This is a genomic window from Nocardia sp. NPDC058058 (assembly GCF_042885355.1).
GTDB lineage: Bacteria > Actinomycetota > Actinomycetes > Mycobacteriales > Mycobacteriaceae > Nocardia.
This window is the reverse complement of sequence record NZ_JBHVSA010000002.1, coordinates 717,459-742,213: the sequence shown is the minus strand read 5'-3', so window position 1 is coordinate 742,213 and position 24,755 is coordinate 717,459. Positions and strand designations below refer to the sequence as shown.

Here is a 24,755-nt window from a genome sequence, read left to right as displayed (position 1 = left end):
ATGAGTCTCCCTGAATTCTGGTTTCTACTGATCGCGGTGCTCTTCACCGGCTACTTCGTGCTGGAGGGCTTCGACTACGGGGTCGGCATGCTCATGCCGATCCTCGGTAAGGGCTCCGAAGTGCGAAAGCGCGTGGTGCTCAACACCATCGGACCGGTATGGGACGGCAACGAGGTGTGGCTGCTCACCGCCGGTGGCGCCATGTTCGCGGCCTTCCCGGAGTGGTACGCCAGCCTGTTCTCCGGGTTCTACCTGGCACTGCTGCTCATTCTGGTCGGACTGATCGCCCGCGCCTGCGCCATCGAATGGCGCAGCAAGATCAACGATGACAAATGGCGGGTCTGGTGCGATATCGGCATCGGACTGGGCTCCTGGATTCCCGCTCTCGCATGGGGATTGGCGTTCGCCAATATCGTGCGCGGCGTGAAACTCAACGAGCACAGGCAGATCGGCGGCAACCTGCTCGACCTGCTGAACCCGTACGCGTTGCTCGGCGGGCTCACCACCCTGCTGCTGTTCATGCTGCACGGTGCGCTGTTCATCGCGCTCAAGACCGGCAACGAGGTGCGTGACGACGCGCAGGCGCTGATCCGGAAGTTGTTCGTGCCCACCGCCGTTGTGGTCGCCGCCTTCGGGATCTGGACTCAGCTCGCCTACGGCAAGGGCTGGACCTGGATTCCGCTGGTGCTCGCTGTGGTCGGACTGCTGATCGCGGGCTTCGCCGCCACCCAGGGCCGGGACGGGTGGGCCTTCACGGGTACCGCCCTGACCATCGTGGGCGCCACCGCGCTGCTGTTCGGATCGCTGTTCCCGAATGTGCTGCCCTCCACCATCGATGCCGCGTTCAGCCTCACCGTGGACGGACGCGACGGGACCGTCTCGGCCTCCTCCACGCACTACACGCTCGTGGTGATGAGCTGGGTCGCGGTCGCCATGGTGCCGGTGGTGCTGATCTACCAGGGCTGGACCTACTGGGTGTTCCGCCAGCGGCTCACCGTGGAGCAGATCCCGGCACCGATCGGCCTGCCCCTGGAATCCGCGCCCAAGGTCTAGCCGAACCGCTCTCGAAAGACGGAATGAACCGATGGCACGACCGGTAGACCCGCGCCTGTGGCGGTACGCCCGCTCGGCACGCACATATCTCGCGCTGAGCGTCGGGCTCTCGCTGACGACCACGATCTGCATCGTGATCGCGGCGCTCGCCCTGGCGCGGGTCCTCGCCGGAGTCATCACCGATCCGGGACGGCGTGACATCGGTTCCTGGACAACCGAACTGGTGATCTTCGCCGCCGCGGTGCTGTGCCGGGTCACCGCCACCTGGTGGCAGTCCCGGCTCGCACACCGCGCCGGGGCGCAGGTCGTCGCCGAACTCGAAACCGCCGTGCTCACCGCCGGTGCGCACCTGCCGCCCCGCGAATTGGAGCGCCGCCGAACCGAATTGGCGGTCGTGATCGGCAACGGGCTCAGCGGCCTGCGCGCCTACCTCGCGGGATACCTGCCCGCCCTGCTGCTTTCCCTGCTCGTCCCACCGATCGTGCTCACCGTGATCGTCCTGCACGACTGGATCTCCGGCGCGATCATCCTGGTCACCCTGCCCCTCATCCCGATCTTCATGATCCTGATCGGCCTGCTCACCCAGGGCCGCGCCCAGGACACCCTGGTCGCCACCACCCGCCTGTCGGATCAACTTCTCGACCTCTTCGCGGGCATGCCCACCCTGCGCGCCCTCGGTCGCGAAACCGGGCGCACCACAGCCGCTTCCGAAGCGGCCACGACACCGGCGACCGCGCTGCCTGATCGCGCGACGATGCAGCACCGGGTCCGCGAACTCGGCGACGCCCTGCACAAGCGCACCATGTCCGCGTTGCGCATGGCCTTCCTGTCCTCGATGGTCCTGGAATCCCTCGCCACCCTGTGCGTGGCGCTGGTGGCAGTCTCCATCGGCCTGCGCCTGGTCTTCGGCGATATGGGTCTCTACGCCGGACTCCTGGCCCTGATCCTGGCCCCCGAGGTCTACCTCCCCATTCGCGCCGTCGGCGAACGCTTCCACGCCGCCCAGGACGGAATGGCCGCCGCCGAAAAGGCTTTCGCGATCCTCGAACCCGACGACCGCGCGCCGAACGAATCCGGAACTGTCTCCGATGGGCTGACGGGAGCAGTCGGCGGGCGCGCCGCGCGCCCTGCCCCCACGCCGAGCAGCGTGGACGCGCACCCGGTCGCCGCAACTGCGACTGCGCGAGAGCTGCACGGCCGCATCGAAATTCGGGACGTCTCCATCGCCGCCCGGCAGGGCGCGGCCCCGGACGCGCTGTCCGCGATCCTGCTTCCCGGCGAGGTCACGGTACTCACCGGACCGAACGGCAGCGGAAAATCGACTGCCCTGCAAGCCATCCTGGGCCTCATCGCCTCCGACTCGGGCAACGTCCTCATCGACGGCACCCCCATCGCCGCCATGGACCCCGACCACTGGTGGTCCCACCTCGCCTGGCTACCCCAGCGCCCCGTCCTGGTCCCCGGCACTCTGCGCGCCAACCTCGACCTCCTCGGCCCACCCGCCAGCCAAGCCCGCCTCGAAGCCGCCTGCCATGCAACCGGATTCGACACGGTCCTCGCCGACCTCCCGGACGGCTGGAACACCCTGGTAGGCACCGGCGGCACCGGCCTCTCCCTGGGTCAGCGCCAACGCCTGGCCCTGACCCGGACCCTCGCCGCCGACCGCCAGATCCTCCTCCTCGACGAACCCACCGCCCACCTCGACCCGGAAGCCGAAGAGCGCGTGCTAGCCGCCCTTGTGGCGCGCGCCCGCGCTGGAGCCACCGTCGTGATCGTCGCCCATCGTCCCTCGATCCTGACCATCGCCGACCATGTGGTGGCGGTGCGCGCGACCGGGGCCGCGCCCGTTCTCGTCGATCCGCAGCACGCGCCCCGGCATGGAGTGAACCCACCGCACGACGTGCCGGGCAATCCGGTGGACCGAATCGGTGCGGCGGGCTCCGAAACCGTCGCGCGGCAGGACTTCTCGGGCGGGAGGCGGAAAGCCGCCGGTTCTGTGGGCACGGGGTTGGTTGATGCGGAGGTGGGGGTGCGATGAGGGACGCGTTTGCCGACATTCGGCGGATACGGGGATTGCTGGAGCTGTCCAAAGGGCGGCTGGCGTTGTCCATCGTCTGGGGCGTGGCCGCACTGGGGAGCGGGCTGGGGCTCGCCGCGCTGGCCGCGTGGTTGATTGCCCGTGCTTGGCAGATGCCGCCGGTGCTGGACCTGAGTATTGCGGTGGTGACCGTTCGGGCGCTCGGCATTTCGCGCGGGGTCGCGCGATACCTGGAGCGGCTGGCCACGCACGATGTGGCGCTGCGATCCATGAGTCTCGCGCGCACCACCACGTATCGCACGCTCGCGGCCGCCGATATCTGGCGGCCGCGCCGGACGGGGACCGCCGAAACACAAGAGCGCGATGGGGATCCGACTCGATTGCGGCGGGGGGAGCTGCTGGGGCGGGTCGGGAGCGATATCGATGATCTGGGTGCGGTGGTGGTGCGGGCGTTCGTGCCGATCGCGGTCGCGGTGATTCTGTCCGCGCTCGCGGTGCTGCTGATCGGGTTCGTTTCGATTCCGGCGGCGGTGATTCTGGCTGTGGCGCTGGGGATTTCCGGGGTGGTCGCGCCGTGGATGTCGGCGCGGGCCGCTCGGGAGGCCGAGGTGGCGGTGCGAGCGGATCGGACGGAGTTCACGGCCGAGGCGCTCACGGTGCTGGATCACGCGCCCGAATTGCGGGTCGCGGGAAGGCTTTCCGGTGCAGTCGACAGTGCCGTGCGGGCCGGGCAGCGGGCCGTCGCCGCCGAGGATCGGGCCGCCGCGCGCAGTGCCTGGTCGGCGGCGGTGCTGCCACTGTCGATCGGGGTGAGTGTGCTTGGTGCGCTGCTGATCGGGATCGTGCTGTACGGGACCGGACCGGCATTGGCCACCAAGGGTTTTCAGGTCATTCCAGGGGGCGGGATCACACCCATGGCGTTCGCGGTGCTGGTGCTCGTTCCGCTGTCGGCGTTCGAGGCGGTCGCGGTGCTGCCCGGGGCCGCGCAGGCGCTCACCAATGGCCGGGCCGCGCTGCACCGGCTGGCGCGCCTGGAACAGGGCGAATCAGCGCCCGTGGCAATGGCTCTGCCACCGCTGCCGGCGGGCCGCAGGATTGCCGTCACGGGGCCGAGCGGGGCGGGTAAGACCACCTTGCTCATGTCGTGGGCGGGGCTGTTCGATACACCCCGGCCCGGGGTGACGTTCTTCGCCGAGGACGCGCACATCTTCGGGACGACCGTGCTGGAGAATCTGCGAGTCGCGCGCGGCGATATCACCGCCGCCGAAGCCGAGGACGCGCTGCGAGCCGTCGGCGCGGGGGAGTGGCTGGACGCGCTGCCCGACGGTGTGGACACCGATCTCGTGGGTGGCGCGGCCGCCGTATCAGGTGGTCAGCGCCGCCGGATACTGCTGGCTCGCGCCCTGCTCTCCCCGGCCGAGGTACTGCTGCTGGACGAGCCGACCGAACATCTGGAGGCCGAGGCCGGAGCGGACCTGCTGCGCCGCCTGCTCGACCGGGACAGCGGCCTGGTCGACCCGGAGCGCACGGTTGTGGTTGTCACACATCAGCTTCCGGCGGACCAGCGCGCGGACACGATCGTGCAAGTCGGCGCGAATGCAACCGTATCGATCCATCGCCTTATTCCGGCAAACCAGCATTGACCTGCGATTTCGCAGTCCGAGAAAATACGTTGCCGCTTACAGCGGAGCCGACTACTTTCGTCAGTACACAGGAAGGAGGTGGTTCGAATAATGAGTAATTCGAGGACGCGTGAGGTGGCTGCCAGCTAGGCGCCTCCGCTGCAACGGATTCTCGTAGCGCGAGCGCTGAGCGAATCCCAGGCAGTCACCCGGCCCCTGAGTCTCAGATCTTGTCCGATCTGGATCGCGTGAGTTGCATCCGCGATAAGACTCAGGGGTCGTTCTCGTCCGCCTCTCCGCGACTTTTTCCGGTCACCGGGCGCGGAGTAACTCAACTCCCGGACCGGCGGTTGGGTCTCCATCTCGTTCCGGGGGTACCCCAGGAGTTACCCTCGCCTCGCGAGATCACCAATTACGTTGGGAATCAACCCACGTAGCGCTGTAAACGCGCGGACAGCCGCGGCTCCAGTGCCCCGTCCGGAGCGATGCGCTCCTCGACGTAGCCCAGATCGCCGCCCTCGACGATGCCGTAGAGCCGCTTGGCTCCGCCGACCACGACGCCCGACTGGCTGCGAATCACCACATCGGTGGCGAGCTCCCAGGACGACTGGGTCAGCGCCTGGCCGTAGAACAGTTCGACGATGCCGGTGGAATGCGTCAGCAGCAGTTCGAGCACCTCGTCGTCACCGTCGATGCCGACGCGCCAGAAACCGCTCTCGCGCAGATCCGGCCCGGCGTATTCGCCCTCGGTGTCGATGACCCAGGAACGCGCTTCCCAGGTGAGGTAGTCGCCGCCGTCGTGCGAGACGATGATCTGCTGACCGAAGCGGTAGTCGCCGGTCTCGGGATCATTGCCCTCGCCCTCACCGCGCCACACGCCCACCAGGGGCAGCAGCGCGAGCATGGAGGAACTCAGGTCCGGACCCAGGCGCAGATTGGCGGTGTCGATCGGGAGCGGCAGACCATCCAGCGACGGGATGTTCGTCACACCGGTGACCTTGGCGCGCTCGGCGGCCTCGGCCACAGCCTGATCGCCGCTGCGGCGTACCGCATCGGCAGGTGTACTGGCTGTTCCGTTTTCGACGTTCTCGCTCGCCGAATCGGTCACGACTCGGTGAACAGCCGGTAGAGGACGTACAGACCGAACCAGGCGATCAGCACGGAGACGAGAACCAGCAGAATCTCGAAGGTAAGCACCACGCTCCGGAGTCTAATAGCACCGGATCGGCGACGCGAAAACGGCCCTTGCCGAAACGCGGACGCGCACATGAAAAACGGCCCCGGGAAGCGAATCCCGGGGCCGTTTCAGGTTTTTCGAGGCGGCCTTACTTGGCGACGGTGACGTCCACGTTGTGGATGCCGTTGCCCTCGGGCGCGATCTCGGTGGTGCCGTTGCCGGACGCCGACAGCGCGCGGATGGTCCACGAGCCCGGCGCGGCGAAGAAGCGGAAATCGCCGGTGCCCGAGGCCACGACCTCGGCGGTGAAATCGCCGTTGCCGTCCAGCAGGCGCACGAACGCGCCACCGACGGTCTGGCCGTCAGCGGTCAGGACGCGGCCGGTGATGACCGTCTCCTTCTCGACATCGACGCCGGCCGGAATGGCCTGTCCCTGGGTAGGTGCTGCACACATATTTCTTACGCTCCCAACTCGATCGGTGCACCGACGAGGGAGCCGTACTCGGTCCAGCTCCCGTCGTAGTTCTTGACGTTCTTGTGGCCCAGCAGCTCCTGCAGCACGAACCAGGTGTGCGAGGAACGCTCGCCGATGCGGCAGTAGGCGATGGTCTCCTTCTCGCCGTCCAGACCGGCCTCCTTGTAGATGGAGGCGAGCTCGTCATCGGACTTGAAGGTGCCGTCCTCGTTCGCGGCCTTGGACCACGGCACGTTGATGGCGCCGGGGATGTGGCCGGGACGCTGCGACTGCTCCTGCGGCAGGTGGGCCGGGGCCAGGATCTTGCCGGAGAACTCGTCGGGCGAGCGCACGTCGACCAGGTTCTTGGTGCCGATGGCCTGGATGGCCTCGTCACGGAAGGCGCGGATGGTCAGATCCTGCTCGGACGCCTTGTAGGCGGTCGCCGGGCGCACCTTGACATCCTTGACCAGCGGGCGGCCGTCCAGCTCCCACTTCTTGCGGCCACCGTCGAGCAGCTTCACGTCCTGGTGGCCGTAGAGCTTGAAGTACCAGTACGCGTACGCCGCGAACCAGTTGTTGTTGCCGCCGTACAGCACCACCGTGTCATCGTTGCCGATGCCGCGCGCCGACAGCAGATCCGAGAACTGCTCGCGGTTCACGAAATCGCGACGGACCTGATCCTGCAGGTCCTTCTTCCAGTCGAGCCGGACAGCGCCCTCGATATGCCCCAGGTCGTACGCCGAGGTGTCCTCGTCGACCTCTACGAGGACGACTCCGGGGGTGTTCAGGTTCTCTTCGACCCAGTCTGCGGAGACCAGGACATCGGAGCGAGCCATGTTGTTCCTTTCGGGGGTGGTGCCGGGTCAGGCGGTGGGAGTAGGGGTGGTCGGCGCGGTCTTGAACCGCGAGACGAGGGGATAGATCTTGCAGCCCAGGCAGATTCCGAAGGCCGCGTTCAGGAAGGCCGCGAACAGCGCGAAACCGGTGAAGATGGTGCCCGCCACGGTGGAGCCGAGCACGAAACCGAGCACGCCCAGCACCGCGAAGATCAGGCCGACGAGTTGCGCGAACCGAAGCGGCGCAACGGGTTCCAGCTCGGCGGGCGGGCCGACGCGGGGTGCGACGACCTTGCCGTAGATCAGCCCGTACGGGCTGCGCCGCGGACCGTTGGCCGCGCCGAGCGCGAAGACCACGGCCTGCGCCGCCAGTAGCACCGCGGCGGCGGGCACCGAGAACGCCGAGATGATCAGCACGAGCGCCAGTACGGCGGTGGTGATCCAGGCGGCGAAACGCGGGCCGCGAACATCTACCTGCCCGGCGGGCGGGCTGGTGGGATTGGGGTTCGACATGTGCGTACTCCTGCGCGATGAGGTCTATTGGTCATTTCGCCGGAGGATCGGAGATCACTCATACGGCGGACACACCCGGTCGGCGCGAGGATTGGGGCGAACGAAAGGCCGACCGGCTAGCGGCACAGGCAGCAACAACCACCGAGCCGGCACAGGTCTACCGTGCGGCGTCGGGTGAGCATCAGCTCGCGGTTGGATTGCACGAGAGGGAGTTTACCCAATTTTCGGGGGAAATTGGACCCCGGGTCCGTAATGCTGGTCACTCGGATGTTCCCGAAACCGACAAAGACCCCAGTGAGCTGCGCAAATCCGCAGATTTAGGAACACCGGCGATCCGGAATTTTTCCTGTCCGGTGGCGTCCAAGATGAAAGTCGTCGGTAGCGAGAGCACATTGAGCTCGCGAGCAAGATTGGGATTCGCGTCGATATCGAGCTCCAGATCCAGCGGCGGCGCGGGGGTGTCGGCCAGCTCCGCGACCACGCTCGCCACCACCCGGCGCACGGCCGCGCACGGGCCGCACCAATCCGCGGAGAAATGCAGCACCGTGGGACGGCCGTCGATCACACCCGCGGCGGTCAGCAGCTCGGCGCGCGCGGATTTCGGGGCCGGCGCGATCTCCCGCACTCGACCCTCGTTGCGGCGCACCAGGATTCCGATGCCCGCGGCGGCGACCAAGGCGACGGCCAGCACTCCCAAGGCGATCATGGCTGTTGTAAACGATCCAGATCGACGGTGATATTCCGGCCGCGACCCTCGACCACGATCTGTCCGCCGCTGGCCTCGACCTTGGTCGGGCGGATACCGAACGGCAGATCACGGGTATCGATGGTGCGGGTGAACAGCGCCAGCACCCGGGGCTTATCGCTCTCGGGCGTCACCGGTGCGGGCGATGAGGCGACATCGCCCTGATTGGCCGCGCCGACACCGCGATAGATATCGGTGGCGGTGATCCGCACCTGATCGCCGACCAGGCGCAGATCCGCGAGCACGCTCACCGTCTCGCCGCTGGTGCGGGTGCCCGGGACGACGGGAGCGTCGGCATCGGGCAGTGGAATCGTGCCGGTCAGGATGATCGCCCCGGCGGTGGTCATACCCGAACCGCCGGAACCGCCGGTGCCGTCGGATTTATCGGCGGGCGGGCCGAACACCTGCAGATCCGGAATCTTGAACAGTCGGCCCAGTTCGACCGGTTCGATGCGCATGCGCGCCTCGGCCTGATCCACCGGCACCGAGCGCACCTTGCCGTTGATCAGATCGCGCAGTGACATGTGCACATCGCGCAGATTGGCCTCGACCATGATCTCGCCCGGAATATCGGGCCGCATGGCGCGGGCGCGAATGTCGACGTTCTTGAAATCGTCGTTCAATGCCTGTTCCACGAAGGGGAATCCGTGGAAGGTGACCTCCGGGTCGGCGCCGAGGTTCGATCCGTCCCGGAGCATGCGCGAGACCTGGTACTCCGAATACGCGGCAACTCCGAAGTCGAGTACGACGGCCAGCCCTGCCAGACAGAGCAGCCCGATGATCACCCGACGAAAAGCCATAGCTGCACCTTAATAGGGTCCGGCGAACGGGATCGCGCCAGCGCGGCCTATCCCGTTATCGGGAAGCGATGCGTTTCATCCCACATTGTGAGGTGATCGGGTGTGAGATTGAGATAGCCGAGGCGGGATACGCTGCCCGGATTGCGTGGCTATCGGTTCGGACACGCTAATGTAGCAACCGACTTACCTGTGATAACCAGCATGAGGTCGTGGCGTACAGAGCGGTTGCCACGCACATGCCAGATGGGATGGAGGGCCCCCATGGAGCTGCTCCTGCTGACCTCCGACCCCAACCCCGAGGCGGTACTGCCGTCCTTGGCGCTGCTGCCACACCACGTGCGGCCCGCGCCGACCGAGGTGGCGTCCCTGCTCGAGGCCGGTTCCGCCGATGTGGCGCTGGTCGATGCCCGCACCGATCTGGCCGCCGCGCGCGGCCTGTGTCGTTTGCTGGGCAGCACCGGTTCGTCGGTGCCGGTGGTGGCCGTGCTCACCGAGGGTGGGCTGGTCGCCGTGAACGCGGACTGGGGGCTGGACGACATCCTGCTGCCCGGCACCGGTCCGGCCGAACTGGATGCCCGGCTTCGACTATTGGTCGCGCGCAACGGCGGGGTGGCGAGCCCGGAGAACACGGGCAAGATCACCCTGGGTGAGTTGGTGATCGACGAGGGCACCTATACCGCGCGGTTGCGCGGCCGCCCGCTCGATCTCACCTATAAGGAATTCGAGCTGCTGAAATACCTTGCGCAGCATGCCGGTCGGGTCTTCACCCGCGCGCAGCTGCTGCAGGAGGTGTGGGGCTACGACTTCTTCGGCGGCACCCGCACCGTCGACGTGCACGTGCGACGCCTGCGCGCCAAGCTGGGCAGCGAATACGAATCGCTGATCGGCACGGTCCGCAATGTCGGTTACAAGGCGGTGCGTCCCGCGCGCTCCTCCGGCGGCAAGGGAGAGACCCCGGTCAACTTCCCCGAGTCCGACGGGACCGACGACTCCGAATTGACCTCGGCGAACGGCACTTTCTGATGATTTCCTACACCGATCGGCTGCCCCTCGAGACCGCCGAGCAGGTGCGGGGAGTACTGGAACGGGCCACCGCCGCGGACGGGGTTGCCCCGGTGTCCGAACAGGCGGTGCTCTCGCTGGGGACCGATGGCCCGGCGCGGCATCTGGTCGAGCGGTGGGATGACGAGGTCGGCGGATACGCCAATGTGGTTCCGGCCCACGGTGAGCATCCGGCCATGGCGGAGGTCGCGGTCGATCCGCGGTTCCGCCGGCAGGGTCTGGGCGCGAGTCTGGTGGCCGGTGCGCTGGAGTCCGGCGGGCCCGGCGCGCGGGTCTGGGCGCATGGGAATCTGCCCGCCGCGCAGGCCGTCGCGCAGCGCCTCGGATTGGTTGTGGCGCGCGAACTCTGGCAGATGCGCCGTGATTTGGCTAACTCAGAGCTACCGGAACTGTCGATTCCGGAGGGTCTGGAAGTGCGGACCTACGCGGGACCTTCCGACGACGCCGAGATCCTGCGCGTCAACAATGCCGCCTTCAGTTGGCATCCGGAACAGGGCGGCTGGACCGAGCGCGATATCGCCGCCCGCCGCGCGGAGTCCTGGTTCGATCCGGCGGGGCTGTTCCTGGCCTTCGATCCGGCCGAGCCGGATCGCATCCTCGGTTTCCATTGGACCAAGGTGCATTTCGATGAGACCCCCGCGATCGGTGAGGTCTACGTCGTCGGCGTCGATCCGAAAGCGCAGGGGCGCGGCCTCGGCCGCCTGCTCACCCTGGCCGGTCTGCGTCATCTGCGCGAGCGCGGTCTCGGCGCGGTGCTGCTCTACACCGAGGCCGACAACACCGCCGCGGTCAATACCTATACGAAGCTCGGTTTCACCCCCGCGCATATCGATGTGGCTTACACCACGGCGTCCTGACTGCACTTCGTCCCGCTGAGCGGGGCCGTGGGCAACGATGCGGCAAATGTCACATATCGTGCAGCGGAATCGCGCCGGGTTGTTCATCTGGCGTTCACCTACCCAGGTCCAACTGGCCACCGATGGCACTTACGTTGCTTGTGGGCAGCACTCAGCTGCCCGGTGCGCTAGTTCGCAGCGAACAGCCGCCACATGTGCCCGTCCGACCGTTGAGGGGTTGGGCGTGCAAACCGTGATTCGCGGAGGAACCAAGTGAATCTCAAGCGCAGCAGCGCCTTGATCGGTGTGCTGGCAGCGGCCGGCGCCATGACGCTGACCGCCTGTGGCAGCGACGACAACTCCGCCCAGACGGGCAACGTCGCCAAGATCGACGTCGCCTGCGGCGGCAAGACCGCTCTCAAGGCCAGCGGCTCGTCCGCTCAGAAGAACGCGATGGACCGCTTCGTCGCCGCCTACGAGGGCAACTGCTCCGGCGCCAAGCTGGACTACACCTCGTCGGGCTCCGGCGCCGGTGTGAACGAATTCATCGGTGGCCAGACCGATTTCGCGGGCTCCGACTCGCCGCTGGACGCCAAGAAGGGTGAGACCGACAAGGCCGCCGCCCGCTGTGGCAGCCCGGCCTGGAACCTGCCGACCGTCTTCGGCCCCATCGCCGTCACCTACAACGTGCCCGGCGTGACCGACCTGGTGCTGGACGCCCCGACCCTGGCCAAGATCTTCAACGGCCAGATCACCACCTGGGATGACGCCCACATCAAGGCGCTCAACACCGGTAAGGCCGACAAGCTGACCTCGGACAAGATCGCGGTCCTGTTCCGCTCGGACGAGTCCGGCACCACCGACAACTTCCAGAAGTACCTGGACTCCGCGTCGGACGGCGCCTGGGGCAAGGGTGCGGGCAAGGCGTTCGCCGGCGGCGTCGGCGAGGGTGCGAAGGGCAACGAGGGCACCTCGGCCGCCATCAAGTCCACCCCGTTCTCGATCACCTACAACGAGTGGGCGTTCGCGAAGTCGCAGAGCCTGTCGGTGGCGCGCATCCTGACCACCGCCACCTCGAACGACCCGAAGCCGGTCGAGCTGACCTCCGCGACCGCCGGTAAGGCGATCGACAGCGTCAAGATCTCCGGCCAGGGCAACGACCTGGTGCTGGACAACAGCTCGATCTACAAGCCCACCACCGGTGGCGCCTACCCGATCATGCTGGCCACCTACGAGATCGTCTGCTCGAAGTACAGCGACGCCGACACCGCCAAGGCTGTCAAGGCGTTCCTGACCTCGGCCGTCGGCAACGGTCAGAACGGTCTCGCGGATGCCGGCTACGTGCCGATCCCGGACGCGTTCAAGACCAAGCTGACCACCGCGATCGCCGCCATTTCCTGATCGACTGATCGCCATCGACTGATCGAAGAAGCACCATGACCGTGCACGACGAAACAGCCTCGGCGGGCCTGTCGGTGACGACCGACCCGCGCGAGGACCGTGCCCAGCTGCCGGGGGATACTGCGCTCATGCCGACCGAACCCAGCACCAAGCCGGCCGCGGGGCGTAAGGCCCCGACGAAGTACGGGGCGGAGTTCATATTCCGTTCGGCGGCCACCACCGCCGGTGGAGTGATCGTCGCGGCCATCGCGTTGATCGCGCTGTTCCTGCTGGTTCGCGCGGTGCCCTCGGTGCTGGCGAACAAGGCGAACTTCTTCACCAGCTCCGAGTTCAACACCTCGAACGCGGACAATCTGCGCTTCGGCATCAAGGACCTGTTCATGGTCACGGTGCTGAGCGCGGTGATGGCGCTGGTGATCGCCGTGCCCATCGGCGTCGGGATCGCGTTGTTCCTGACGCAGTACGCGCCCAAGGCGCTGGCCCGGCCGTTCTCCACGGTCGTCGACCTGCTCGCCGCGGTGCCTTCGATCGTCTTCGGTCTCTGGGGCGTGCTGGTGCTGGCTCCGAAAATCGAGCCGCTCCAGCGCTTCCTGAACGAACATCTGGGCTGGTTCTTCCTGTTCTCGGACGGGAATCTCAGCACCTACGCGGGCACCATCTTCACCGCCGGTGTGGTGCTGGCGGTGATGATCCTGCCGATCATCACCTCGGTGAGCCGCGAGGTGTTCGGCCTGACCCCGCTCTCGCACATCGAGGCGGCGCAGGCGCTCGGGGCCACCAAGTGGGAGGTCGTGCGCATGACGGTGCTGCCGTACGGCCGCTCCGGTGTGATCGCGGGCTCCATGCTCGGCCTGGGCCGTGCGCTCGGTGAGACCATCGCCGTGCTCGTGGTGCTGCGCACCTCGGCCAAGGCGGGCGGCTGGTCGCTGTTCGACGGCGGCTACACCTTCGCCTCCAAGATCGCTTCCGCCGCTTCGGAATTCAGCTCCAAGCTGCCGACCGGCGCCTATATCGCCGCCGGTTTCGTGTTGTTCGCACTGACCTTCGTGGTCAACGCGCTCGCTCGGCTCGTCGCAGGCGGGAAGGTGAACGGATGACCACCACACTCGACAAGCCGATCAAGGCGCCGACCTTCCGGCATGTCAGCACCGGCCGCCGCATCAAGAACGGGCTGGCCACCGGCATCGTCTGGGGTTGCTTCGCCATCGCGCTGGTGCCGCTGCTGTGGGTGCTGTACACCGTCATCGAAAGAGGCTGGGACGCGGTCGCTTCCATCGACTGGTGGACCAAGTCTCAGAAGGGCGTACTGCCCGAGCAGTACGCGGGCGGTGTCTACCACGCCATCTACGGCACCATCGTGCAGTCCGCCATGGCGGCGATAATCGCTGTGCCGCTGGGCATCATGGCCGCCATCTACCTGGTGGAATACGGTCGCGGCTGGCTGGCCAAGACCACCACCTTCATGGTCGACATCCTCGCGGGTGTGCCCTCGATCGTGGCCGCGCTGTTCATCTTCGCGCTGTGGATCGCCACTTTCGGTGCGCCGCAGAGTGCTTTCGCGGTGGCGCTGGCGCTGGTGCTGCTCATGCTGCCGGTGGTGGTGCGCAGTACCGAGGAGATGCTCAAGCTGGTTCCCGACGAATTGCGGGAAGCCTCATACGCTCTCGGCATTCCGAAGTGGAAAACCATTCTGCGCATTGTGGTTCCGACCGCGGCGCCCGGCATGATCTCCGGCATCCTGCTCTCGATCGCCCGCGTCATGGGTGAGACCGCGCCGGTGCTGGTGCTGGTCGGCTACTCGAAGTCGATCAACCAGAACCTGTTCGACGGCAATATGGCCTCGCTGCCGCTGATGATCTACCAGGAGCTGGCGAACCCGGAACCCGCCGGACGCGCCCGGGTGTGGGGCGCGGCCCTGACCCTGATCCTGATCATCGCGCTGCTGTACCTCGCCGCTGCGGCGGTCAACAAGCTGCTGACGCGGAACCGATAGAGGAACGGAAAAGACTGATGGCCAAGCGGATCGACGTCAAAGATCTGAATATCTACTACGGCAAGTTCCACGCGGTCTCCGATGTTTCGCTGACCGTGCTGCCGCGCAGCGTGACCGCCTTCATCGGCCCGTCCGGCTGCGGTAAGTCCACCGTGCTGCGTGCGCTGAACCGCATGCACGAGGTGACCCCGAGCGCTCGCGTCGAAGGCGCGGTGCTGCTCGACGGTGAGGACATCTACGGCGCCACCATCGATCCGGTGGGCGTGCGGCGCACCATCGGCATGGTGTTCCAGCGGCCGAACCCGTTCCCCACCATGTCCATTCGCGACAATGTGGTGGCCGGGCTCAAGCTGCAGGGCGTGCGCGGTAAGAAGGAGCTCGAAGAGGTCGCCGAGCGTTCGCTGCGCGGCGCCAACCTCTGGAACGAGGTCAAGGACCGGCTCGACAAGCCCGGCGGCGGCCTCTCCGGTGGTCAGCAGCAGCGTCTGTGCATCGCCCGCGCGATCGCCATCTCGCCCGACGTGCTGCTCATGGATGAGCCCTGCTCGGCGCTGGACCCCATCTCCACGCTCGCGATCGAGGATCTGATCTCCGAGCTGAAGAAGGAGTTCACCATCGTCATCGTCACGCACAACATGCAGCAGGCCGCCCGCGTGAGCGACCAGACCGCCTTCTTCAACCTCGAGGCCCAGGGCAAGCCCGGCAAGCTCATCGAGATCGACGAGACGGAGAAGATCTTCTCCAACCCGTCCCAGAAGTCCACCGAGGACTACATCTCCGGTCGCTTCGGCTAAAGCTCTCTCTGCAGGTCTCGTGGCCCCGTTCCTGTCGGAACGGGGCCACAGGCATAAATGGGGTGGGTGGATGTCCAGCCCCAATTCGACGGGGCCACCGGCGCGAATGGGGCGGTTGTCGTTCCGTCTTGGGCTGCTGTCCTCGTTGATCGGATGTGTTGCCGCCCCCATTCCGCAAGGAACGGGGGCGGCTTTTGTTTTGCGCGCGGTAGCGCGGTGTGTGCTGCGTCATATGGGGCGCGGAGGATTGTGTGCAACTGTGAGTTACATCTAGTCTGGGTTGGTAAACCGATCGGTCTAGTTGGAGGTGTGGGGTGACTGTTTCAATGGCGAGCCGGGGAACCGCTGCCGGGGAATTGGGTAGGCGGGCGCGAATAGCGGCGCTGGTCGCGATCTGCCTGGCGGAACTGCTCGTGGTGCTGGACAACACGCTGGTGAATGTGGCGCTGCCGTCGATGGCGGTGCAGCTGCAGGCCGATATGAGCGGGCTGCAGTGGATCGTGGACGCGTTCACGCTGGCGTTCTCGGGCCTGCTGCTCGCCATGGGTCATCTCGGCGACCGGTACGGGCGGCGCAAGTTCATGATCATCGGCCTGACCGGTGTGGCGGCCATGTCGGCGGCGGGCGCCCTGTCCTCGGGGCTGGGGCAGGTCATCGCCGCCCGCGCGGGGATGGGCGTGTTCGCGGCCGTGGTCTTCCCGGCGACGCTGGCCCTGCTGATCAATATCTTCACCAATCCGCGCGAGCGCGCCGCGGCAATCGCGGCCTGGACCGCCATGGCCGGTATCGCCGTCGCCATCGGCCCGACGGTCGGCGGCTGGCTGCTGCAGTACTTCTCCTGGCATTCGGTGTTCTGGATCAATGTGCCGGTGGCGCTGGTGGCCATCGCCGCGGTGCTGATCACGGTGCCGGAATCGCGTGCGGCACATGTGGACAAGCTCGATCGCGTCGGCATCGTGCTGTCCCTGGCGGGTGTGACGGCGCTGGTGTGGTCGATCATCGAGGCCCCCAAGCACGGCTGGCTGTCCGCGCAAAGCCTTGCGGGATACCTGCTTTCGATCATCGCGCTGGCGGTGTTCGTGGGCTGGGAGCTGCGGGTGGCGACACCGGTGCTGAATATGCGGCTGTTCCGCAACCGCCGTTTCGCGCTGCCGTCGCTGGCGATCACCGTCTCCTACTTCGCCGCGTTCGGCTTCCTGTTCCTGATCACCCAGTACTTCCAGGGCGTGAAGGAACTGACGCCGCTCGAATTCGGCATCCACTCACTGCCTTTCGCGATCGCCGTCGGTTTCGGCGCACCGATCGCGACCATGCTGGCGCAGCGGTTCGGCACCACCGCCATGGTGGTGGGCGGCCTGCTGATCCTGGCGGCCGCCATGTACCTGGCGGGCCGCACCACCGTCGATACCGCGTATGTGGGACCGGTGGTGGTGTCCATGATCCTGATGGGCCTGGGATTCGCGGTGGTTCAGGGCCCGGCGACCGAATCCATCATGGGCTCGGTGCCTTTGGAGGAGGCGGGCGCGGGTTCGGCGGTCAACGACACCACCCGTGAGGTGGGCGGAGCGCTCGGTGTCGCACTGCTGGGTTCGATCATGACTTCGGTGTACACGCACAATGTCGGCGGCAAGATCGCCGCGATCCCCGGCCAGATCATGACCCCGCAGCAGAAGGAGCTGGCGAGCAATACGCCCATCAGCGTCCTGGAGATCGTCAAGGCTCCCGTGAATCCGCTACTGGCACAGGCGAAGATGGATCTCGTGCACGCCATGAAGGTGGCGGCCCTGGATGGCGCGACAGCCGCCTCCTACGTCGCGGTGGGCACCTTGGTCGTGGCCGCCCTCATCGTCGCCGTGGCGCTGCCCTGGAAGCCGGAACGCGGCCCCTCGGTCCTGCTCGGCTGGCGCGAAACCGAGCCCGCCGCAGCGGAATCCGCGGAACAGCAGTCCTGACACAACTCAGCGCCCGCACCGTGTCATGTGCGGGCGCTGACCTGTGGTCTCGAGGCAGGTGTAAGGGGTTTCAGGGGCTTGCCCCTGAGAGCCTACGAGAGTTGTCAGATGCTTTCTTTTTCCGAATCCGGGTCCGGCGGGAGTACACCGGTCACCAGGAACACCACGCGACGCCCGATCTCGACGGCGTGGTCGGCGAAGCGCTCGTAGTAGCGGCCCAGCAGCGCCACGTCCACGGCGGCGGCAACGCCGAACTGCCAGTCGCGGTCCATGATCAGCGTGAAGATGTGCTTGCGCAGATCATCCATCGCCTCGTCGTCATCGGTGAGCCGGGCGGCCCGCTCGGGATCGCGGGTTTCCAGCACCTCCTTGGCGGTGGCGCCCATCTTGACGGCGATGCGGCCCATTTCGGCGAAGTAGCTGTTGACGGCCTCGGGCACGGCGTGGTTGGGGAAGCGCCGGCGGGTCATCTTGGCGACGTGCAGGGCGAGCGCGCCCATCCGGTTCACGTCGGCGACGATCTGGATGGCGCTGACGACCTGTCGCAAATCACCCGCAACGGGAGCCTGCAGGGCGAGCAGCGCGAACGCCTTCTCCTCGGCCAGCTGGATCATCTCGGCGATGCGGTCGTATTCGGTGATCACCTGCTCCGCGAGCTCGAGATCGGCATTGAGCAGCGAGTTGGTGGCCCGCTCCATCGCCGATCCGGCGAGGCCGGCCATGCCACCGAGCAGATCGGCTAGCTCGGCCATTTGTTCGTTGTAGATGACACGCATGAGTCAAGACACTAGTGGTACCCGCTGACCAAGTCACCAACGGTGGGTGAATCATCGGTGCCGGTCGGTCACCGCACGTCCAGGCGGTGCCGACGACGCTACTTGCAGGTGTCGTCGGCGGCGTTGACGTGTTCCAGATCCGACGGCAGTGTGACCGGAGCCGCACTCGCCCCGCCGGAGTCGGTGGGTGCGTCGGCCAGCGGCTGACCGAACGCGGTGGGCGTTTTCACGCTACCCGCGTAGTCGGATCCGAGCACGACTTCGACAATGCTGCCGAGTCCGGTCGCGGGCTCCAGGCTCGCGCCCGGCAACGAGCTGGCGACGGTGGCGGCGGCCGCCTCGTGTCCGCTGGAGTAGCGCACGATGGTCTTGGCGGCGGTGCCGTCGGCGTAATTGCCGGTGCTGTAGATCTGGAAACCCTGGTTCGCGAGTTTCGTTGCGGCCGTGGAGGCCACGCCCGAGACGCCGGAGCCGTTGGACACCTGCAATGACACCGTGGACGGATCGACCGCGGTCAGTTTCGGCTTGGCGGCCGGGGCCTCGCTGGTGGTGGTGGCCGGATCGGTCTTCTTCTCACCGGGCAGCGGCTGATCGTCGATGACCGCGCGGAAGATGGCCTTGATATCGGATTCGCGCGGAATCTCATTGCCGTAGGACGTGGTTCCCGCCGTCGGCGCGGTCAGGAAGGTGATCGCGCCGGCCTGCATCTTCTGCATGGACCGGCCGAGCATGAGCAGATCCTTGGTGGTGACGTTGTCCATGAACGAGTGCTGCGCGAACGCGTTGATGAACCCGTTCAGCTTGCCCGGATCGAACAGCACCTTGCTGGACAGCGCCCCGCGCAGCAGCGAGGACAGGAAGCGCTGCTGCCGGTTGATGCGGTCGTAGTCGCTGCGTTCCTCGCCGACCACGTGCCGGGCGCGCACGTAATCGAGTGCGGTGGAACCGTTCACGACCTGCTTGCCGGGGGTGGTGAGCACGGTGCCGAGGATTTCGTCGACCAGTGGTTTGGTGGTGCAGACCTCGACGCCGCCGATGGTGTCCACCATGGTTTCGAAGCCCGCGAAGTCGATGCCGACGAAGTGGTTGATCTTCAGGCCGGACATTTTCTGGATGACCTTGGTCAGGCATTTCGGCCCGCCGAGCGCGTACACGGCATTGAGCTTGTCGCCGATGGCGGACGGGAAGCTCTCACCGGTGTAGGAGCCCTTGTCGTTGTTCCAGCCTTCGCAGACCGGACGGGTGACGTCCAGATCGCGCGGGAAGGAGACCGCGACCACGCGCTGCCGGTTGGCGGGAATGTTCACCAGCATCACGGTGTCCGAGCGCGCGCCTTCGGCATCGTCGGTATTGCCCGCGCCCAGTTGGGAATTCGCGCCCGCGCGGGTGTCGGTGCCGACGATGAGGAAGTTCTCGTCGCCGTATTGTGCGTCGGCGTCGACGACATCGGGGGAGTCGTTGTCGAGCGCGGAGACCTGGGTGAAGTTGCTGTCCTTGGCTTTGAGGTAGCTCCAGCCGCCGCCGGTGATGAGCATGGCCACCACGGCGAACAGCGCGAGCGCGCTGCGCCCGGCCAGGTGCAGTCGGCGATTGCGGCGACGGCGGCCGGGGGAGAGCGGTTTCGGGCCGACCGCGGTGGGCAGTGCGGTGGTCGGATAGTCGGCGGGGGATTCCACCGGGGCGGGGGCGCGCAGTTTCTTGCTCTTGCGGGCCCGGGGCGGTTCGGTGACCGCGGGTAGTTCCTCGGTGACGGGATCGGCGGTCGGATCGATCCGGCCGTTCGCGCCTCGGCGCGCGTTATCGGCCGGTGTGGCGACGCGGCGTAAACCGTCGGCGGCATTGGCGTTGGGCGCTACCGCGCGCTGAGATCCGGTGCCGCCCGGTGCGTTCGGGGGTACGGCGCGCTGTGCGCCGGTGCCGCCGGGCGCGGCCGGTGCGCCGCCCTGCGGATTCGGCCGTACGGTGCGGCTCGAACCGGTGGCGTCGGCGCCGTGCCGGGAACCGTTGGGGGCGGCCGGATCCGGGGTGGCGGGGTAGCGCGCGCCGGTGTCGCCGTTGGCGCCGCGCTGAGAACCGTTGGGGGCGGGGGGTTCCCGCCGGGTGGCGGGTTCGGCGGCATGCTGCTGTGCGTCGTCATCGTCCTTACGGCGGCGACGGCGGGATTTGCGTTCGCTGTCGACGCGTTCGACGAGGTCCTGCACCGAGATGGGCGCGGAGCCGGTGTCCGGATTGTCTTTGTGCCGAGACCGCCGGGAGGCGCGAGGTTGGGCGTCGTCGTCCGCGGGATAGCGCTCCCACGGGGCGCGACCTCCGGGCCGTGGCGTACGCCCGTACCGATCGTCACCCACCAACGAACCTCACTTTGCTTTTCGATGCCGACCGCCATGATAACGATTCCGCCACGGTCGACCACTCGAACGCCGATCGACCGCGTGTACCGCACTCCGCCGTAATTCCGCCGCGCCCGGTTTCCGCGACTCGCAATTCGGCGAGTCGACCGCAGCGGCGGCGCTGCGAGCATGTCGCGGAATTCTGCCAGGGACCGGGCGATCCATTCGGAAACGCGGCGTCCGACTCGGCGGGCGTTACGACATCGCAGCGCGGGGCGGGTCGTTCCGCACCGGGCGATATCGTCGCCGCATCGGGTGGTCGCCGGTGTCTCCGAGCGCCTTGGACAGGCGTTCGGGCCGGTCGGACGGGTTCAGCCGCCGCTGTGCATGACGTCCGCGGCGCAGGGGACGGTGGGATCCTCGGGATCGTCGAGCCAGCCGTCGGGCAGCGCGACCTTGCCGGGTGAGCCCTGGCGACCGCGCGGGCCTTCGGCGTCCTTGGGGAATGGCGCATTCACGTCGAGCTGCCCGATCAGGTCGTTCAGCTGATTCATGCTGCCGACGGTCGCGAAGCCGCGGCGCAGATCGCCGCCGATCGGGAAGCCCATCAGATACCAGGCCATGTGCTTGCGGATATCGCGCATGGCCTTGTCCTCGCCATCGTGCGCGACGAGCAGTTCGGTGTGCCGCCGCAGGATTTCCCCGACCCGGCCCAGATTCGGCGGCGTCGGCAGCGGTTCACCGCGCAGCGCGGCCTGGAGTTCGGCGAAAAGCCAAGGGCGGCCGAGGCATCCGCGTCCGACGACGACGCCGTCGCAGCCGGTTTCGGCCATCATGCGCAGGGCGTCGTCGGCGCTGAAGATATCGCCGTTGCCGAGCACCGGAATGGTGGTGACGGCTTCCTTGAGCCGCGCGATGGCGGTCCAGTCGGCCTCACCGGAGTAGCGCTGCGCGGCGGTCCGGGCGTGCAGCGCGACCGCGGCCGCGCCTTCGGCCTCGGCGATCCGCCCGGTGTCGAGGAAGGTGTGGTGCTCATCGTCGATCCCGATCCGGAATTTCACCGTGATCGGCACCCCGGCGGGTTCGGCCGCCGACACCATCGCCTTCACGATGTCCTGGAACAGCCGCCGTTTGTACGGCAGCGCCGCCCCGCCGCCGAGCCGGGTCACCTTCGGCACCGGGCAGCCGAGATTCAGATCGATGTGATCCGCCCACCCCTCGCCGACGATGACCTTCACGGCCTCCCCGACGGTCTTGGGATCGACGGCATAGAGCTGCATCGAGCGCGGGCTCTCGTCCGCTCCGAACGACATCATGTGCAGCGTCTTCTCATTACGCTCCACCACCGCGCGGGCGGTGATCATCTCGCACACGTAAATGGAAGTGGCACTACCGAATTCCCGGCACAGCGTCCGGAAGGCCACATTGGTGATTCCCGCCATCGGCGCCAGCACGACCGCCGGATCGACCGGATACGGTCCGATCCGCAGCGTGGACTTGGAGGCTTCGATCGAGGTCGTCACGCCCACCAGTCTCTCACCCACCCCCGCGTGCCCCGGATCACATCCCCCGCAAGCGGGCTCTGACAAGCTGAACGGCCCCTTCGCGACTGAGCGTCGCGAAGGGGCCGGAAGTGATGCGGTGAGCCTAGCCGCGGGGTGTGGGGGCGGAGCCCCCACTGCGCCTCACAGGCTCGCCATTGCCTTTTCGGCCTTGGCGGCTTCGCGGGCGAGCATGCGGTCGCGCTGCTCCTCGAACTTGATGACGTCCTTGCCGAGCTTCTCCAGGAACAGGCCGAGGCGTTCGCGAGTCTCCTCGCCGCGGGCGGTGAAGTCGTCGCGTTCGAAGATGCGCCACTTCTTCAGGACCGGGTTGACGACCTCTTCGAGGTGCTGGCGCAGATCGTAGATGCCGTGCTTGGCCATCAGCACGCCGTTGCGGCGGAAATTGGGCATACCCGCGCCGGGCATCTGGAAGTTCTCCAGGATGAGGGTGATGGCGTCGAGGGTCTGATCCGGCGAAAGATCAAGCGCCGCATTGCACATGTTGCGGTAGAAGATCATGTGCAGGTTCTCGTCGGCGGCGATGCGCTGCAGCATGCGGTCGGCGATGGGGTCGTCGCAGACGCGTCCGGTGTTGCGGTGCGAGACGCGGGTGGCGAGTTCCTGGAAGGTCACGTAGGCGACCGAGTACAGGAATCCGGCGTCGTCCTGGTTGACCTGTGCGGGGGAGGCGAATCCGTTGGTCATGTGGATCATGCGCGCCTCTTCGAGCGCGACCGGGTCGACGCCACGGCTGACCACGAGGTAGTCGCGCATGACGATGCCGTGCCGGTTCTCTTCCGCGGTCCAGCGGCCGACCCAGGTGCCCCAGGCGCCGTCCTGGGAGAAGTTCTCGGCGATCTCCCGGTGGTAGGACGGGAGGTTGTCCTCGGTGAGCAGGTTGGTGATCATGGCGGCCTTGGCGAGCTCGCTCAGCCTGGACTGCGACGGATCCCAGTCCTGGCCGCCCATGGCGGCGAAGTTGCGGCCCTCGTCCCACGGCACGTAGTCGTGCGGGTGCCATTCCTTGGCCAGGGAGAGGTGCCGATCTACGTTCTCCGCGGCAACCGGCTCCAACTCCGTCAGTAGCTCGAGTTGAGTCAGATCCTTTGCCATGTATATGCCCTTCGTATCGCGATCAAGCTGTCTACCCTCGCCGGCCTGCCGCCGCGGCCCATACCTTACGGCACCGTATGGTGATGTGAAACTCATGCGAGTGCCATTGCGGGGTCAGTGAGAGATGTCATATGACAACGGCCCACGGCGCCCTGTCTATCGCCGTGAGCCGCAGTTCGTTAGCCGCACATCGTGTCTGGATGCGAACTCACTTCTTGCCGAGCAGTCCGCCCAGCACATTGCCGAGCACACTGCCGGCGTTCTGGCCGACGGCCTTGCCGAGGATGTCCCCGAGTCCGCCACCGCCCTTACCGCCGGTGGCGCCGCCGAGCAGGCTGCCGAGGATGTCGCCGATACCGCCGCTACCTGCGGCCGCGGTCTCGCCGCCACCGGTGGCCGCGCCGCCACCGCCCATTGCCTTCTTACCAAGGTAGGCCAAGACGATGGGGGCGAGCAGGGGGAGGAGTTTGGCCATCAGGTCCTGGGCGTTGCCGCCGCCGACGTTTCCGAGGGCGCTGATGACGGTGTTCTTGTCGGAACCGAATGTCTGGTCGACGATTTGGCTGCCGTTGTCGACGTCGACCTTGTCGATGTCGACGCCGCCGTCGAGTAGTCCGTGCGGCTGGTTGGCGACTTCGCCTTCCAGATTGAGGCCCTCATCGGGGTTGCCGGCCTGTGCCTGGAATCCGCCGAGGAGGACAGGAATGGCCGCGTTGATAGCTGTGGTGGCGGTCGCCTCGTCGACTCCGAGCTTGTCGGCGATCTGTGCGACGGGCACGTTGGAGAGCAGGTCATCGAAGGAAGTCATGAACTCCGCCTGTGGTGTTGGCATCCCGGAAAAGCCCTACGGGGGTCACGGTAGGCGAAATCCGGACAGATTGCCACGGATTCGCCGAGTGGCGAGGGGCCCGAAATGAGTATCCCGGACCCCTCGGCAACTGTGTCCCATATGGGACAAACTGTGCCCCCAGCAGGGCTCGAACCTGCGACCTGCGGATTAAAAGTCCGTAGCTCTACCAACTGAGCTATAGGGGCGCGGTCGATCACTTTAGTAGGTTGACCCCGCAAGTGTTAAATGAGTATCCAATTGTGTGCTGCCGGACGGCATTTGCGCTGGTCACGGCGGTTGGCCCCGCGTGTGTCGGTGGTGTCGCCGGGCGCTGCGGGCGGGTCGGTCCGCGTGGACGGGTGTCCGGCGCGCGGTGCGCGAGTGACCGGTTCGCGGGGATGTCGTGTCGTGGTCGGGTGACCGGGTGCGCCAAAGGGGTGACTGAATGTGCCGATCCCCCAGTTTCGGGGGCACCGGGGTGGGGTGCGCGGAGCACGATGAGGGGCTGTGAGGGTGCGGACCGGTCGGTGGGGATTGATGGCGGCGCGGGCGGGGGCGGACCGCGTGCCGGGGTGGGGCGCGCGGGCGGCGCGAGGGGTGCGGCCCAGCTGCGTCCGAGTCGTGCGGGCGCACGCCGGAACCGGCGCTGTACAGCCATTGGGCAATCGCGTTGACACGCAGATTGTTTCGTTGCGCCTGATTGTGAATATCATCCAATGGTGATGTGTGGCAAGCATTTTGGGGAGTGGGGAGGGAGCCGGGCCGATTCGGCGCCCCGGCGGCGGCGCCGCCGTGCGGGCGATGCCGGGCGGGCCGGAGTGGGCGGTGCGGTCGTGGCCGAATACCGAACGTTCTTGGGATATGCGCGAATTCAGCTTTCCGGA

Annotated in this window: 21 protein-coding genes and 1 tRNA gene; 10 read left to right on the top strand and 12 right to left on the bottom strand. The window is 66.9% G+C overall.

Annotation, left to right across the window (positions count from 1 at the left end; translation table 11 throughout):
* From cydB to ACFVUS_RS18090, 3 genes are read left to right on the top strand one after another with little or no spacing between them, the layout of a single operon-like run.
* Positions 1 to 1,053: a cytochrome d ubiquinol oxidase subunit II gene (cydB, locus tag ACFVUS_RS18100; RefSeq protein WP_387767133.1), complete on the top strand. Its 1,053-nt coding sequence runs from the start codon at positions 1 to 3 to the stop codon at positions 1,051 to 1,053.
* Positions 1,054 to 1,084: 31 nt separating this feature from the next.
* Positions 1,085 to 3,091, top strand: a complete 2,007-nt coding sequence (gene cydD / locus ACFVUS_RS18095; protein WP_387767130.1) for a thiol reductant ABC exporter subunit CydD — start codon at positions 1,085 to 1,087, stop codon at positions 3,089 to 3,091.
* Complete coding sequence (locus ACFVUS_RS18090; RefSeq protein WP_387767127.1) at positions 3,088 to 4,734, top strand: ATP-binding cassette domain-containing protein; 1,647 nt, start codon at positions 3,088 to 3,090, stop codon at positions 4,732 to 4,734. Before cydD ends, ACFVUS_RS18090 begins: the two co-directional genes overlap by 4 nt.
* A 403-nt stretch (positions 4,735 to 5,137) precedes the next feature.
* Here the strand turns inward: ACFVUS_RS18090 and ACFVUS_RS18085 are convergent, their stop codons facing one another.
* From ACFVUS_RS18085 to ACFVUS_RS18060, 6 genes are all read right to left on the bottom strand, one after another.
* Positions 5,138 to 5,737 (bottom strand): FABP family protein, encoded by a 600-nt coding sequence (locus ACFVUS_RS18085; RefSeq protein ID WP_387769952.1) that lies wholly within the window; start codon positions 5,735 to 5,737, stop codon positions 5,138 to 5,140.
* Between the two features lie 301 nt (positions 5,738 to 6,038).
* Complete coding sequence (locus ACFVUS_RS18080; RefSeq protein WP_067568422.1) at positions 6,039 to 6,344, bottom strand: DUF1416 domain-containing protein; 306 nt, start codon at positions 6,342 to 6,344, stop codon at positions 6,039 to 6,041.
* Positions 6,345 to 6,349: 5 nt separating this feature from the next.
* Positions 6,350 to 7,183 carry a sulfurtransferase gene (locus ACFVUS_RS18075; RefSeq protein WP_364641616.1) on the bottom strand — a complete coding sequence of 278 codons (834 nt, stop codon included), beginning with the start codon at positions 7,181 to 7,183 and terminating at the stop codon, positions 6,350 to 6,352.
* A gap of 27 nt (positions 7,184 to 7,210) precedes the next feature.
* On the bottom strand, positions 7,211 to 7,696 hold the full coding sequence (locus ACFVUS_RS18070) for a DUF4395 domain-containing protein (RefSeq protein WP_387767123.1): 486 nt from the start codon (positions 7,694 to 7,696) through the stop codon (positions 7,211 to 7,213).
* Positions 7,697 to 7,955: 259 nt separating this feature from the next.
* A complete protein-coding gene (locus ACFVUS_RS18065) occupies positions 7,956 to 8,402 on the bottom strand; it encodes a thioredoxin family protein (protein ID WP_387767120.1) in 447 nt (148 codons plus the stop codon).
* A complete protein-coding gene (locus ACFVUS_RS18060; protein WP_387767117.1) occupies positions 8,399 to 9,241 on the bottom strand; it encodes an LmeA family phospholipid-binding protein in 843 nt (280 codons plus the stop codon). Before ACFVUS_RS18060 ends, ACFVUS_RS18065 begins: the two co-directional genes overlap by 4 nt.
* 261 nt (positions 9,242 to 9,502) lie before the next feature.
* Here ACFVUS_RS18060 and ACFVUS_RS18055 point away from each other — a divergent pair, with 261 nt between their 5' ends.
* The 7 genes from ACFVUS_RS18055 to ACFVUS_RS18025 all read left to right on the top strand — a co-directional run bounded on the left by ACFVUS_RS18055 (position 9,503) and on the right by ACFVUS_RS18025 (position 17,279).
* Positions 9,503 to 10,264: a response regulator transcription factor gene (locus ACFVUS_RS18055; protein WP_364641604.1), complete on the top strand. Its 762-nt coding sequence runs from the start codon at positions 9,503 to 9,505 to the stop codon at positions 10,262 to 10,264.
* Entirely contained in the window at positions 10,264 to 11,160 is an 897-nt protein-coding gene (mshD, locus tag ACFVUS_RS18050) for a mycothiol synthase (protein WP_387767114.1), read from the top strand. Before ACFVUS_RS18055 ends, mshD begins: the two co-directional genes overlap by 1 nt.
* A gap of 252 nt (positions 11,161 to 11,412) precedes the next feature.
* The gene (pstS, locus tag ACFVUS_RS18045) at positions 11,413 to 12,540 is read left to right on the top strand and encodes a phosphate ABC transporter substrate-binding protein PstS (protein ID WP_375962685.1); all 1,128 of its coding nucleotides are present in this window, start codon (positions 11,413 to 11,415) and stop codon (positions 12,538 to 12,540) included.
* 128 nt (positions 12,541 to 12,668) lie between these two features.
* Positions 12,669 to 13,637 carry a phosphate ABC transporter permease subunit PstC gene (pstC, locus tag ACFVUS_RS18040; protein WP_387769949.1) on the top strand — a complete coding sequence of 323 codons (969 nt, stop codon included), beginning with the start codon at positions 12,669 to 12,671 and terminating at the stop codon, positions 13,635 to 13,637.
* Positions 13,634 to 14,533, top strand: a complete 900-nt coding sequence (gene pstA, locus ACFVUS_RS18035) for a phosphate ABC transporter permease PstA (RefSeq protein ID WP_364641596.1) — start codon at positions 13,634 to 13,636, stop codon at positions 14,531 to 14,533. The genes pstC and pstA overlap by 4 nt, the downstream gene beginning before the upstream one ends.
* A 17-nt stretch (positions 14,534 to 14,550) precedes the next feature.
* Positions 14,551 to 15,327: a phosphate ABC transporter ATP-binding protein PstB gene (gene pstB, locus ACFVUS_RS18030; RefSeq protein WP_067568414.1), complete on the top strand. Its 777-nt coding sequence runs from the start codon at positions 14,551 to 14,553 to the stop codon at positions 15,325 to 15,327.
* A 326-nt stretch (positions 15,328 to 15,653) separates the two neighbouring features.
* Positions 15,654 to 17,279, top strand: a complete 1,626-nt coding sequence (locus ACFVUS_RS18025; RefSeq protein ID WP_387767109.1) for an MFS transporter — start codon at positions 15,654 to 15,656, stop codon at positions 17,277 to 17,279.
* Between the two features lie 104 nt (positions 17,280 to 17,383).
* Here ACFVUS_RS18025 and phoU read toward each other — a convergent pair whose 3' ends face one another.
* From phoU to ACFVUS_RS17995, 6 genes are all read right to left on the bottom strand, one after another.
* Positions 17,384 to 18,055 carry a phosphate signaling complex protein PhoU gene (phoU, locus tag ACFVUS_RS18020; RefSeq protein ID WP_387767106.1) on the bottom strand — a complete coding sequence of 224 codons (672 nt, stop codon included), beginning with the start codon at positions 18,053 to 18,055 and terminating at the stop codon, positions 17,384 to 17,386.
* Positions 18,056 to 18,153: 98 nt separating this feature from the next.
* Entirely contained in the window at positions 18,154 to 20,403 is a 2,250-nt protein-coding gene (locus ACFVUS_RS18015; RefSeq protein ID WP_387767103.1) for an LCP family protein, read from the bottom strand.
* Between the two features lie 353 nt (positions 20,404 to 20,756).
* Positions 20,757 to 21,908, bottom strand: coding sequence for a tRNA dihydrouridine synthase DusB (gene dusB, locus ACFVUS_RS18010; RefSeq protein WP_387767100.1), 1,152 nt, complete (start codon positions 21,906 to 21,908; stop codon positions 20,757 to 20,759).
* Positions 21,909 to 22,070: 162 nt separating this feature from the next.
* Positions 22,071 to 23,042, bottom strand: a complete 972-nt coding sequence (locus tag ACFVUS_RS18005) for an acyl-ACP desaturase (RefSeq protein WP_387767097.1) — start codon at positions 23,040 to 23,042, stop codon at positions 22,071 to 22,073.
* Positions 23,043 to 23,250: 208 nt separating this feature from the next.
* Positions 23,251 to 23,850, bottom strand: coding sequence for a DUF937 domain-containing protein (locus ACFVUS_RS18000; RefSeq protein ID WP_387767094.1), 600 nt, complete (start codon positions 23,848 to 23,850; stop codon positions 23,251 to 23,253).
* A 154-nt stretch (positions 23,851 to 24,004) separates the two neighbouring features.
* Positions 24,005 to 24,077, bottom strand: a tRNA-Lys gene (locus tag ACFVUS_RS17995).
* Positions 24,078 to 24,755 lie beyond the last annotated feature (678 nt).